Origin of the sequence: Anabaena sp. WFMT, assembly GCF_051781005.1 — a bacterium.
Lineage (GTDB): Bacteria > Cyanobacteriota > Cyanobacteriia > Cyanobacteriales > Nostocaceae > Anabaena.
Map to the genome: position 1 here is coordinate 90636 of NZ_JBPWOA010000005.1, position 12318 is coordinate 102953.

Consider the following 12318-nt stretch of genomic DNA (forward strand, 5'->3'; position numbering starts at 1 on the left):
ATTTTTCTGCGGAAGAGTCTTTTTTGACATATGAGGGTGCAGAATGTAGGTTAGAATACTCCCTGTCCAGTCAAAAATTTACCCAAAAAAAGCCGCTAAACTGGCATTTACGCACTGGATCAGTTCATGTTACACCTGCCAACATCGTCTGACAACTCTGACTAAATGCGATCGCCAAATTAAAATCGCCTAATATTTTTTAGCTTCTTGACTCAGGGAACGAGTGTAAACCTTGGCAGTAAATTGGTCAAGGGTCATCGTACCTAATAGATTTTGAGTATTTTTTAACTGAAATTGAGATGACAAAACTTGTTGAATTTTTTGTTGTTCCCTTTCTACTTCCGCTTCTGTTTTTAAACGTGACCATAAAGGATTAGCACTGTCTAACCAAATGAGCCGAGAATATTTCGTTGGTTCTTCCCTCAGCACTTTTTCTAACGCAGCAGCTAGTTCTGACGGCTTTTGAGAAAGAAACATGACAGGATACTGGGTGGGAATATAATAAGCCACACGCATGACATGACCCCAAGCTTTAGAATTCATAGCAATTAATGTCGGCTGATTTGCGTCTTGGGCAATTAATTCGGCAACTGGACGAAAAACTGAACGATGTCGCAAACTCAAGTCACCAACGCTAATAGTTAAATACACCAACAACACACCAGCAGCTACCAAGGTACGCCATTGTTTAGCAACTGCTTTTTCTACCCACAAAGCTATTAATAATAAACAGCCTGGGACAATAATGATCATTGTCCGTCCAAACCCAAAACCCAAAGTAAACTTTTTAGTGGCGATATCTACTAACAAAGCTAGTAATAACGGTAAAATTCCTAATATTAAAACTGTACCTAAGTTTTTCTGTTCACCTTTTCGCCAGAGATGAATACTCAAGGCTAAAAATAGCAAGATTACCAAACCACCAGCTAAAGTGACGATCATAGGATCTAAACTAATTGCCCAGTCTCCGATAAGTACGTTAGTACCCAAAGTGTTAGTAAAATCCTGTAAGTGTCTTAACAAGGGAGGTAATGTTGACTTGGCGTTACCAAAACGATCTAAATCAGCATTACGTAGTTGCTTGATTGTACCCCACAACACCCAAGGCATGGTTAATAAAACTCCAGCACCTAAGCGCAAACCATGCTGTAACCAATGTCTTCTATCTAAATAGAGTACCAATATTCCTAAAACTATTAGCCAATAGGCATATAAATAAAAAGTCATCAAACCAACCGCACTGGAGATAATTAAAAGTCCATTCCAGAATATCTGACTACGACGACTTTGGGGATTTTGAGAATTTTGTTGTTCAATAAGATGCAGTAGTGACCATGCACTTAAAACTACCCACAATACCAGAGGGGCATACATCCTGAAATTGAGAGAATGAAATAAGTAAAAAGGACTAATTCCTAACAGTGCAGCTAAAAATAATCCACCACGATGTCCTAAAATAAACTTTCCTAAACCATAAGCACCACCCATAGCGGCAATGCTAATTAATGTGTTTAAACTCCGCATTGCTGCTTCACTATTGCCAAAAAGACGCAGCCAAAAATGCTGACTTAAAAAGAATATTGGTGGATGAGGTTCTCCTCCTAATAGACTTTTAATTAAATCCCTGATAGTTAGGAAAAAGTCACGAACACTGGACTCAACAGGTAAACGCAATAAGGATGTATATTCTGCTAATACTACTGGTGCATCTCCAGGCATTTTGTAGGCACTGTTTTTACTGGTAGAAAGCAATAATGATAAAACCTCGTCATACCAAAATTCTCTAGTTCCTAGATTGATAATTCGCAGCAAAACTGCCAAAGCAATAACAATCAGAGATATCTTTTCTACAGATAAAAGATTTTTTAGGTGATTAACTGGTGAGTCTGTTTTCATTTTTTAAATTTACTTATTTTTTATAAATCAGGCTTTTTGTTTATTTTCAATAATCGTTGCTTCTTCTATTCTGTATCTTTTATTTTGGATGATTTTTTTGAGTTGAATAGTTAAATTTTTCTGGTTTGTAGACAATTCTAATTTATCAGGTATTCGTGGGGAAGAAAAACATTTATCATAAACAGGACATATATAAATAAATTTTTCATAGCTTTGTTCATGCAATGCCAAACCTAATTTACTCACATCATCCGGTTGTTTAGTCAGAAAAAAGGTTTTTTGCTTGAAGATGGTTTCAAAACTTTGACCAACATACTGGTTAGCAACAGCTACAATTTTATTACTATCTTTCCGTAAAAAATCAAGTACAGCCAGATTTTCTATTTTGCCTTTCTGGTAACAATTTATAGTACCTTGAATTGTATTGAGGTGAAATCCAAGTATAAATAAAGTTACAAAAATACCGCTGCTAATGTATCTCATCCCAAGTTTTTTAATCTTCCATGTTCTATCCAAACAAGATATGGCGATGAAATTAAGTAATGGGATGAGGATTAATAAAAATCTCGATCCCCATTGCTTACCCCCGTCACTAGGAATGAGTACAGGTACTAGACAAAGGAATAAAATTGATATTAATAATATTTGTCTAATTGCTGGAGTAAAATTGATATTTTTCCTAAATAAAGAAATCACCAAAACTGGAATTGCAAAATATATAATGGGGAAATATTCGAGCAAATCGTTTTTAAGTTCATTAAAAAATTTCACCGATTTTAATAATCTTGCTTGCAGTGAAAAATTTTCTACTACTTGGAAAGCATGAGCGCCTAATGGATGGTTATAAATAAGCTTATTTAAGGCAAAGAAACACAATACAGTTAATATTAGACTAGCAAGAAATATTATTTGTTTACTTTTGATAATAGTTATTAAATCGAGTATATATAGCGATCCTAAATAAGATGTAAACACCCCTTTCTTATCTGCCTCTGCGTTCTCTGCGTCTCTGCGGTTCGTTTTCAAAATTCCGTTCATAAATCCAATAGAATTGCCATATGATATAATAACTAACACAATTACAATAGCCACTAATGCCAGAAATTCGGGTCTAAACCAGACGGATAAACCAATTAATATGCCACTGAAGACTGAATTTTTTGTAGAAAAATCTTTTGCTCCTTTAGTTAACATAATCTGCAACCCATTGAAAGCTAAACATACTGCAAGTGTATGTTCCCAATACATGGCGCTATACATAGTTAATGGAGAAGCGAAGATTAGTGTGAGTAATCCTATGGCTGTTATTAGTTGATTTAGTTTATAAAATTGGCAAATTCGATAAAAACTAAACCAGACTATCCATGTGGAAATTAGAGGAATTATATAAAAACCTCTAAAACCTAAAAGGGCATAAAATGGTGCAGTGACGAGGGGAAATGTAAAGGGAAATGTTATATAGTAAAGATTAGAAATTTTATAGCTAAATGGCGCTTCAAAAGGATATAGTCCATTATTCCAGATTTCATGTACCCATTGTGGTGCAGGCAGGTCTAAATTAAAGTGCAGCTTACCAGAACTAATTTGTTTAGCTAATAATGCTTTGAGTCCACCATCACCGCTATAGTAAATTTCATCTGGGATTTGAGATAGTAAGTATAAGGAAAAAATCACACCAGATAAGATTATTAATAATGGTGCGTTTACTTTTAATTTATACATACGCTAATAAAAGGATGATTATTGTCAATATCAAGCAAATTTAATTATTTTCAGTTTTGGCTACAAACATCTAAATTTATACAAAAAACCAATGAGGCAGATAAATTGCTGCTGATATGTCAAGATAGTAACGTTAGTGTATTATGATTAAGACTTAAAATAGTCAATTTTGTACAAGACTTAGCATAATCAAAAGGTTAGTGTCTAATATAACATTACAAGTTGAATTTTTGAATTTATTGCGAAAATGAAATAAGTAGTTTACGTTTGATAAACTGTGCCTACTATAACTATTGATGAAATTCTTAATTTAGCTTTAGCGGGGTATAATATATCACCTTCTGATGGTGTTGTATTATTGAAACAAAATGACCCAGAAGCGATCGCAGCTATTCGAGCTACTGCTGACCAACTTCGTCGCACTCAAGCTGGTGATACAGTCACTTACGTAATTAATCGCAACATTAATTTTACCAACATCTGTGAACAGCATTGCAGTTTTTGTGCTTTCCGGCGGGATGATGGTGATACTGATGCTTACTGGTTAAGTTGGGCGCAGATTCTGGAAAAATCTACAGATGCGGTGCGTCGGGGAGCAACGGAAATTTGTATGCAAGGGGGATTACACCCACAAGCACAAATTAATGGGAAATCTTTGCCTTATTACCTCAAACTAGTAGAAACCATCAAGCAGGAGTTTCCCCAGCTACATCTACACGCATTTTCTCCCCAAGAAGTCCAGTTTATTGCCAGATTAGACGGAATTACTTATGCAGAGGTGATTACAGCTTTACGTGATGCTGGCGTTGGTTCCATGCCAGGAACAGCCGCTGAGGTGTTGGATGATGAGGTACGCAGGGTACTATGTCCAGAAAAAATTAATACGGCTACGTGGCTAGAAATCGTTAGTACGGCGCACAAATTAGGTGTACCTACCACTAGCACCATGTTATCTGGGCATATTGAAACCCCAGAACAACAAATTGGACATTTAGAAAAATTGCGATCGCTCCAACAAAATGCGATCGAGCAAGAATACCCAGCCAGAATTACAGAATTTATTGTCTTACCATTTGTGGGACAAGAAGCCCCTAAATCCTTACGTCGTCGTGTAGGACGAGATCAACCAGTTTTAAAGGATGCACTATTACTAACTGCTGTAGCGAGAATTTATTTAGGAAATTGCATCCCTAACCATCAACCGAGTTGGGTAAAATTAGGGCTAGATGGAGCGATAGAAGCATTAACTTGGGGTTGCAATGATATCGGTGGCACATTGATGGAAGAACATATCACCACCATGGCCGGGGCTATAGGTGGCACTTGTATGGAAGTTGAAACCTTACAAAAAGCGATCGCTTCCCTAAAAAAACCTTACCAAGAACGGAATACTTTATATCAGAAAAGTGGTAACAGGTAATGGGTAATTGGTAATTGGTAATTGGTAATTGGTAAAACTCTTCCCCTGCTCCCTGCTCCCTGCCTCTTTCCTCTTACCCTATCCCCAGGATACCAATCCGAGATAGGATGGACGTTAATTTACGTATTGTTTTAATTAATGCATATGAAGCGTTATTGGTCGCGTCTACTTGCCCTAGTTTTGGTTCTAAGCATCGGCTTAATGGGCTGTTCAGGTACTCCTGATGGTTTGACTGGGGATTATCGTCAAGACACCTTGTCAGTAGTCAATACAATGAGACAAGCTCTAGATTTATCACAAGATTCCCCAAATAAAGCAGAAATTCAAGCAGCCGCACGTCAAAAAATTAATGACTTTTCGGCTCGCTACCAACGAGCTAATTCTTATGTTTCAGGTCTTAGCTCATTTACAACTATGCGAACAGCCCTCAACGCTTTAGCTGGACACTACAGTTCTTACCCAAATCGTCCCGTCCCTGAAAAGCTCAAAACTCGTCTAGAGAAGGAGTTAAACCTCGTAGAAATAGCGCTAAAGCGTGGTAGTTAACGATCACCTATCTTATTGTCAAGAGCTAAAAATTCAAAGTTCCAAATTTTGACTTTGCATTTTTGACTCTTGGCTACTCCATAAGAAATTTATTTAAACATAGGTTTAAAACTGTATTTTTATCAATAATTTTGGCAACAAAAATAAGAATTTATACGTCTATAAAAATTAGCTTTTATCCTGATTACTCAAATATAAAATTTGAGAAATATTGCTCTTAATTCATTATTTAGAGTCGCTAATTGTTTCGTCAATTTACTGTTGTATATGTCTGAACGTCCCTTGAAATTTACAAAACTAATATTATTTTGTCGAAGTCTGTTCACTGTCCTTTTTAGCAGTAGTTTATTAATTCCCAGCATGGGGATTCAACCAGCAGGGGCGCAAATAAGTCAATATTGTCAGTTATCTGCCAAAGCAATCCAAGAAAAAGAAAACCTCAGGCTGTCAGCACTTAGAGGCAAGAAAGATCACCAAAGCCGCTATCAAAAACTTGTTAAACAACACGCACAAGAATTACAAAATTGCCGCACACGTAATTGGCCTCAAACTCAAGCTATTTGGTTACGTTTGTATCCCTGTGACACTCAGCCGGGAGCAATTGATCAGATTATGGATCGGATTGTCAGCCGTGGCTATAACCAAGTTTATTTAGAAGCATTTTATGACGGACAGGTGTTATTACCAGCAGCAGCTAATCCGACAGTTTGGCCGGCGGTAATTCGGACTGTTGGTGCAGAAAGGATTGATTTGCTAGATGCAGCGATTAAAAAAGGGCAAGAACGTGGTTTGAAGGTTTACGCTTGGATGTTTACCATGAATTTTGGCTACACTTACAGCCAGATTCCTAGTAGACAAGAAGCGATCGCTCGCAATGGTAAAGGCCAAAACAGTATAGATGTTGTAGATAACCGTTCTCAAATATTTATTGACCCCTACAACACCCAAGCAAAAACCGATTACTACCGCATGGTGCAAGAAATCGTGCGTCGTCGGCCAGATGGCCTTTTATTTGACTATGTACGCTATCCCCGACAAGCAGGAAGCGATTCCATTGCTACTAAAGTTTCCGATTTATGGTTATTTACTCCAGCAATCCAAGAAGCTTTATTTCGTCGCGCTAAAAATGCGAAAGGATTGGAATTAATTCGTCGCTTTTTAAGTAGGGGATACATCACCGCAGGAGATATAGGTCAAGTCGATAAACTTTATCCTCAAGAAGGTGAACCGCTTTGGGAAGGACGCAATCTTCCATCAGCGCAAAAGTCTTTATTAACGGCAACCGAAAGACAAAAAATTCTGCAATTAGAATTGTGGCAATTGAGTGTAGCCCATGCTATGCAAGGAATAATAGATTTTGTAGCTTTAGCTAGTTACCCAGCGCAGCAGCAAGGTATTCCTGCTGGGGCAGTGTTTTTCTCCGATGGTAATCAAGCTGTAGGACAAGGTTATGATTCCCGTTTACAACCTTGGGATCGTTTTCCTAGTTCTTTGGAATGGCATCCTATGGCTTATGCAACCTGTGGAAATAATAATGCTAGTTGTATTGCGGCACAAGTACAACGGGTTTTAAGTGCAGCACAACCAGGTACAAATGTGATTCCAGCATTAGCTGGTAAATGGGGAGAATCAATTAGTAATCGTCCATCCTTAGAAGCACAAATGCAAGCACTACGCCAATTTTCGCCTCAACTGAAGGGAGTGAGTCATTTTGCTTATTCTTGGCAATATCCTGAACATGATGGCGATCGCAAATTCTGCCGCAACCAGTAGATACTCCTACTTATCGTTCTATATTTGACTAGAAAATGGCAATAATTGATCAGCGCGAATCTTATGCTCTGGCAGCAGGAGAACCTTTACGACTAGAAATTTCATGGGGATTCTTGAGTCGAGAGATCGTGATTTATCTTGATAATCAGGAAATTGGCAGAATCAAGAGATCGAAAATTACCAAACCCCATGAATTTATCCTCAATGATGACTCTGTATTAACTATTCAACAGATTCCTAGCTTTAAGATTTTAGGAATGGGATTTCAACCATACTTACGTCTCAGCTTAGATGGACAAGATTTACCTGGGTTAATATCTAGCCCTGAACAAAATTTATCAAATGCTTATGGTTGGATAATTCTAGTTGCTCTGATGAAGTTTCTTCAAAGCATTTTATCATTAGGTGAAGGTTTAATCATCCCAAAAACGCTGCAATTACGGGATATATTGGAGTGGCAACAGGGCTTTGGTGGTTCGCTAACTATTGCGTTAATTTTGCTTTTAATTTTTGCTTTATCCAAACAATTTACAAAACAGATGTTAATAGCAGCTCTAGTCGTTATTCTCGGCGACTTTCTACTAGAACTTACCTGCGTGCTAGTTTGTCAGACCACTGTTAAGTTTGGCTTTATGGCATCGGCACAAGGACTAGCCTCTGTATCTCTCTACCAATCGCTGAAAACATTAGGTCACTCTCAATCATCATAATCTCATTTTTAGCAATATTTTGAACACAATAGTGCAAATTCTGCCGCAATCAATAAACTACCAATCACCCAATTGCGTACCCAAAAAATAACGCACATGATCAACAAATGTTGGTCCCGATTGTCGATTTCCATGTCCTAAACCCGGAACTACATAACAATCACCATCAGGGAAACATCGAGCGCAAGCTTGAGCATTTTTAACATTCACAATTGGGTCATTAGCACCTACTAAAAATCTCACCCGTCGAGGTGATTTAACTTGCTAAATATAAGTCATCGGGTTGCAGATTTGAGCATATTTATCAGGGTATTTCAAATCTTTCGCTAATTTGAGCATCTGCACCATCGGTTTTAATTGTGGTTGCACTTTTGCCAAAATATTTTCTGCTAATGTTCCCAAACCAGAAGCAGCTAAATCTGGCAAAATCGAATAACCCCAACTATTAGCAAAAGTTTGGAGATTCGCATGGCCAATTGTACCTAATAACCTTTCCCCAATCCCATGAGCAGTAAAAGCATAGGAACTAAATAAAACTCCCATACTCACCCCAAACAAACCCAAACGCCTATTAAGTCCATATCTTTCACAGCAAAATTGATGGATTTTGGTAATATCTACGGCTGTCTGTTGAAATATTTTCGATAAAAGTTCTGTATTAAATGGAATCCCTCTGTCAACTAAAGGCTTAATTTCGTTTTCCACCACAGCCGTAAATGTTCGCACCAAACTACGTTCACCCGCAAAAGGTGTATCAAATAAAGCCACGGCTATGCCCATCTGTGTCAGCGTTGGGACAATAAAATTATTCCAGCTATATGGCGCACACATCCCCTGTAAGCCAATTATTAAAGGTGTGTCCTGTACAGGTCGATGGCTAGGAAGAAAAACAGCCACGGGAAAACCACTTAATCTGTTATCAATATCCGCTACACCACTGTAAGAGTGTGGTTCATGGAACCAATAGCGATCGCCATTCACACCCTCAACATTAATCGCATCAGCACCGTAGATAGGCATATTTAGCTATTTAATCACGGAATTCCTGTATTTTATACATATACCCAATCAACAGAAGTTTCTGTTTCCAACTGCTGTAAGCAAACTTTGTGAGAAAATTACTCTACTCTTACATACATAATTAATATAGTAACTAATGCAATGGCCTGACCACTTCCCCGAAGGTTGCCCACCAGAAACTGCTCAACCAGTCTTTGGTAATGTTTACCGCCTTGTTGATAACAATCCCTCTACTTATGAGGATTTTCGGTCATGGCGTGAGCAAAATATTAATCAGCCCTGTCCCGAAGGTATCACAGAATGTCAAGCCTGCGGTCTTTCCATTTTTACTTCAGAACAAGGTATCAGGACTGCTCTGAATAGAGTTCCCAGACTTCGTAAGAAAAAAATTGCTGCTGCTAATTTAACTGCTGATTTCGGGGTAATTCTTAACACACCGGCAAGAAACACAGGTACAAATCATCATACTTGGTGGATTCCATCTAATCAACAACCTTGGAAAAAGTTTGAAATTATCAGTGACGCTTCTCCTGAGATAAAATGAGGTATGGTTATGAATTTATTACCACAATCCCCACCTCTAGTAAACCTGGAAATCATTGAAGTTTACGAATATTATGATGTTCCATGCCTGTTTAGCTGTCGCAATACTTCAGGACAGATTTTTTTGGCAGTTTGGATAGATGAAACACCAGAGTTTAAAACTTGGCTTTATGTTCCAATGTCACAACGGAGGGTGGAAAATCTTCGCTCTGGGAATATTGACTTACGTGATGCTTTTGTGAATTCGGAAGACAATTTTGTTTATAAAGCTATCATTCCTTGTGATGCTACTCCTGATAGGATTGAAACTATCTTGTCCAAAAATCTAATTGATGATTGGCTACCATTGCCTGGGGAATTTCTTAATTTTGGCGCTGAACCACTTCCCATTTTTGAAACTAAAGAAGCATCTCGAACTGCAACACAAATTCAACGAGAAGTCCTAAACATAGCATTTCAATTTCCTACCCAAAATGCAACTGAGGCTCCAGTTGCTCGTTTAGGAAGACTGTTAGAGTCATTACAGCACTTGGTTGATGCTGTTGGTCAGGCTATAGATGGTATACCAACTATTACTGGAAAAATCTCTCAATTCATAACCAAAAAAACAGAATTAACTGTACTTGGAACTTTCCCAGGTTCTTTTGGAATAGAACTTGCAGCTTCAGATCAAAGCAATACAGATGATAATTCATTAGCTGGAAAAGCTATGAATCAATTCCTAGAATTAGTAAACCTTAGTAGCGATGCTAAAAATAATGCTCAGGAATTACGTAAGCTACTTTTCAGTTTAAACAGTCGAGCCTCATCTCGATATTGTAACTTTCTAGAGGATTTACTGAAATCAGAAACAAATTTTCGTCTGAACTGGGGTTCACCAAATCAAGAACGAGGAGGGTATGGTGAATTATCAATTTCATCTATAAAAGAAGCAATAGCGGTAATTCAACAGACAGAACAAGAGATAGTAAAAGAGTATGAAATTAGAGGAGAATTGATTGGTATCAATAAGCGTAGTAAAAGTTATGAAATTTTGAATTTACAGACAAATAAAAAAGTTTCAGGTCGTATTATTGATGAAGCTATACCTAGTGCCGAAACAGCGACTATAAGTGAAGTTTATATTGCAACAATCAGAGAAGTTAAGGAAATATCACCTATTATTCCAGAAGGAAAGATGAAGTACAAACTTTTATATCTACGACCTGTAGACGTTGATTAGTAAACAACTAGTACAGCATGGCGTAAATACACATACCGTTTTTAAGCTTTGTAATCAATCAAACTTTTGTGTATTTTAATTGTCTGCTTATTTCTACCATTCTATACTAGCATATTTTATGCCTATCCAAGATAGAAGCATCCCTATTAAATTAACAAACCTCTTTCCTGTTTCTTAGCACGTTTATGTTTATACATCAGTTCATCAGCCAAAGTAATTAAATGATTTAGAGGAACTGGTTCATTAGGGTTATAATCCACCACCCCTATACTCATTGACAAAACAAACGGCTTATCACCGGACTGATTATACTTATCAATAGAAGATTGTAGTCGCTGGATCATTACCTCAACATTGAGGTCGTGACTTTGGAGAAGTAGCACAAATTCATCACCCCCTAATCTGCCCAAAGTATCGGAGCTACGAAAAGTTTGGTTGATTAAATTTGCAGATGCCAATATAGCAAAATCACCAAATTCGTGTCCCAATTGATCATTGATTTGTTTAAGTCCATCTAAATCAATGAACATTAAACAAGTAGGAATTTGAGTTCGTTGGGCTAATTTTAACTGTTGTTCCCCTAATACAAAAAATCCTCTCCGATTGTATAGTCCTGTCAACTCATCAGTTAGAGATAGATGCAGCACTTCAGCTTGAGCAGCTTTTCGTTCTTCAATTTCTTGCTCTAGAGCAATAGTCCGGTCTTTTACTCGCTGTTCTAATTGTGAATAGACTTCTACATTCTCAATCGCTATGGATGTAATATCCGCCAATGCCTGCAACACCTTGACTTCTTCTAAAGTAGGCTGATGGAAAGTTGCCCAATAAGTCCCAATAGCTCCTATTGGTTCTTGAGTGCGGATTGGAACCATAACCATACTTTTGACAAATGTAGGTTGATAGGCAACATAAGGAACACGCTCATCAACACTTACATCTTCAATAATTGCAGGTTGATGGTTCAACATTGCCCAACCACCAATACAAATATTCATAGGAAATCGCTGACCTTTCCAAAGTGGTGCGATCGCATCCTCATCAGCATAGTAACAAAAACCATTGTCTCGAAGTACAAAACTGGCTCCATCTGATGCCGTTAATTCTCGTGCAGCTACCCGCACAATTTCCATAATCCTATCTAAAGTACGGGCAAGAGAAAGGTCTTGAACTACTAATAATAAACGTTCCATTGCCTGTAAGTATTGCCTAGTCGCATTACTTTCTGTATCAAACAGTATTGGACTAGACAATGGTGAAAAAACATTGCTTGTTGTCATGTACACCTCTATAATTTTTCTTGACAAAAAACACCACATATAAACTATGGGTTTTAGTCTCTTGTAGGGTGTGGTTCGGCAAGCTCACCAACCACGTCAGACTCGATAATTTGGCACAAATAACAGATTTTCTCAATCTGACGCACCTTGTTAATATGTTGTCCCCAAAGCCTGTAATAACCAATTATC

11 protein-coding genes are annotated in these 12318 nt (G+C 37.7%); 6 read left to right on the forward strand and 5 right to left on the reverse strand.

Annotated features, from left to right (window positions below; all coding sequences use genetic code 11):
- Positions 1-189: 189 nt before the first annotated feature.
- Together ACSQ6I_RS04355 and ACSQ6I_RS04360 are read right to left on the reverse strand one after the other, a co-directional pair.
- Positions 190-1896 (reverse strand): glycosyltransferase family 39 protein, encoded by a 1707-nt coding sequence (locus ACSQ6I_RS04355; RefSeq protein WP_438889111.1) that lies wholly within the window; start codon positions 1894-1896, stop codon positions 190-192.
- A gap of 27 nt (positions 1897-1923) precedes the next feature.
- Positions 1924-3618: an LA_3751/LA_3752 family putative glycosyltransferase gene (locus ACSQ6I_RS04360; RefSeq protein WP_438889112.1), complete on the reverse strand. Its 1695-nt coding sequence runs from the start codon at positions 3616-3618 to the stop codon at positions 1924-1926.
- Positions 3619-3895: 277 nt separating this feature from the next.
- Here ACSQ6I_RS04360 and cofH point away from each other — a divergent pair, with 277 nt between their 5' ends.
- The 4 genes from cofH (at position 3896) to ACSQ6I_RS04380 (ending at position 8067) form a co-directional block, all read left to right on the forward strand.
- Positions 3896-5038: a 7,8-didemethyl-8-hydroxy-5-deazariboflavin synthase subunit CofH gene (cofH, locus tag ACSQ6I_RS04365; RefSeq protein ID WP_438889113.1), complete on the forward strand. Its 1143-nt coding sequence runs from the start codon at positions 3896-3898 to the stop codon at positions 5036-5038.
- Positions 5039-5182: 144 nt separating this feature from the next.
- Positions 5183-5584: a photosystem II protein Psb27 gene (gene psb27 / locus ACSQ6I_RS04370; RefSeq protein WP_438889114.1), complete on the forward strand. Its 402-nt coding sequence runs from the start codon at positions 5183-5185 to the stop codon at positions 5582-5584.
- A 267-nt stretch (positions 5585-5851) separates the two neighbouring features.
- Positions 5852-7357, forward strand: a complete 1506-nt coding sequence (locus ACSQ6I_RS04375; RefSeq protein ID WP_438889115.1) for a family 10 glycosylhydrolase — start codon at positions 5852-5854, stop codon at positions 7355-7357.
- 35 nt (positions 7358-7392) lie between these two features.
- On the forward strand, positions 7393-8067 hold the full coding sequence (locus ACSQ6I_RS04380; protein ID WP_438889116.1) for a hypothetical protein: 675 nt from the start codon (positions 7393-7395) through the stop codon (positions 8065-8067).
- A gap of 57 nt (positions 8068-8124) precedes the next feature.
- Here ACSQ6I_RS04380 and ACSQ6I_RS04385 read toward each other — a convergent pair whose 3' ends face one another.
- Entirely contained in the window at positions 8125-8310 is a 186-nt protein-coding gene (locus ACSQ6I_RS04385) for an alpha/beta fold hydrolase (RefSeq protein WP_438889117.1), read from the reverse strand.
- Positions 8311-8331: 21 nt separating this feature from the next.
- Positions 8332-9087 carry an alpha/beta hydrolase gene (locus tag ACSQ6I_RS04390; RefSeq protein WP_438889118.1) on the reverse strand — a complete coding sequence of 252 codons (756 nt, stop codon included), beginning with the start codon at positions 9085-9087 and terminating at the stop codon, positions 8332-8334.
- Between the two features lie 136 nt (positions 9088-9223).
- Between ACSQ6I_RS04390 and ACSQ6I_RS04395 the strand changes: the two genes are divergently transcribed.
- On the forward strand, positions 9224-9631 hold the full coding sequence (locus ACSQ6I_RS04395; RefSeq protein WP_438889119.1) for a hypothetical protein: 408 nt from the start codon (positions 9224-9226) through the stop codon (positions 9629-9631).
- 9 nt (positions 9632-9640) lie between these two features.
- Positions 9641-10852 (forward strand): DUF6575 domain-containing protein, encoded by a 1212-nt coding sequence (locus ACSQ6I_RS04400; protein WP_438889120.1) that lies wholly within the window; start codon positions 9641-9643, stop codon positions 10850-10852.
- A gap of 146 nt (positions 10853-10998) precedes the next feature.
- On the opposite strand, the gene ACSQ6I_RS04405 is transcribed toward ACSQ6I_RS04400, so the two are convergent.
- Complete coding sequence (locus ACSQ6I_RS04405) at positions 10999-12129, reverse strand: sensor domain-containing diguanylate cyclase (protein ID WP_438889121.1); 1131 nt, start codon at positions 12127-12129, stop codon at positions 10999-11001.
- Between the last annotated feature and the right edge of the window lie 189 nt (positions 12130-12318).

Bases quoted from the DNA above. Each gene is read 5' to 3' on its own strand.
- psb27 (WP_438889114.1), top strand. From the start codon at position 5,183: ATGAAGCGTTATTGGTCGCGTCTACTTGCCCTAGTTTTGGTTCTAAGC.
- ACSQ6I_RS04380 (WP_438889116.1), top strand. From the start codon at position 7,393: ATGGCAATAATTGATCAGCGCGAATCTTATGCTCTGGCAGCAGGAGAA.
- ACSQ6I_RS04395 (WP_438889119.1), top strand. From the start codon at position 9,224: ATGCAATGGCCTGACCACTTCCCCGAAGGTTGCCCACCAGAAACTGCT.
- ACSQ6I_RS04375 (WP_438889115.1), top strand. From the start codon at position 5,852: ATGTCTGAACGTCCCTTGAAATTTACAAAACTAATATTATTTTGTCGA.
- ACSQ6I_RS04360 (WP_438889112.1), bottom strand. From the start codon at position 3,618: ATGTATAAATTAAAAGTAAACGCACCATTATTAATAATCTTATCTGGT.
- ACSQ6I_RS04355 (WP_438889111.1), bottom strand. From the start codon at position 1,896: ATGAAAACAGACTCACCAGTTAATCACCTAAAAAATCTTTTATCTGTA.
- ACSQ6I_RS04390 (WP_438889118.1), bottom strand. From the start codon at position 9,087: ATGCCTATCTACGGTGCTGATGCGATTAATGTTGAGGGTGTGAATGGC.
- ACSQ6I_RS04405 (WP_438889121.1), bottom strand. From the start codon at position 12,129: ATGACAACAAGCAATGTTTTTTCACCATTGTCTAGTCCAATACTGTTT.
- ACSQ6I_RS04400 (WP_438889120.1), top strand. From the start codon at position 9,641: ATGAATTTATTACCACAATCCCCACCTCTAGTAAACCTGGAAATCATT.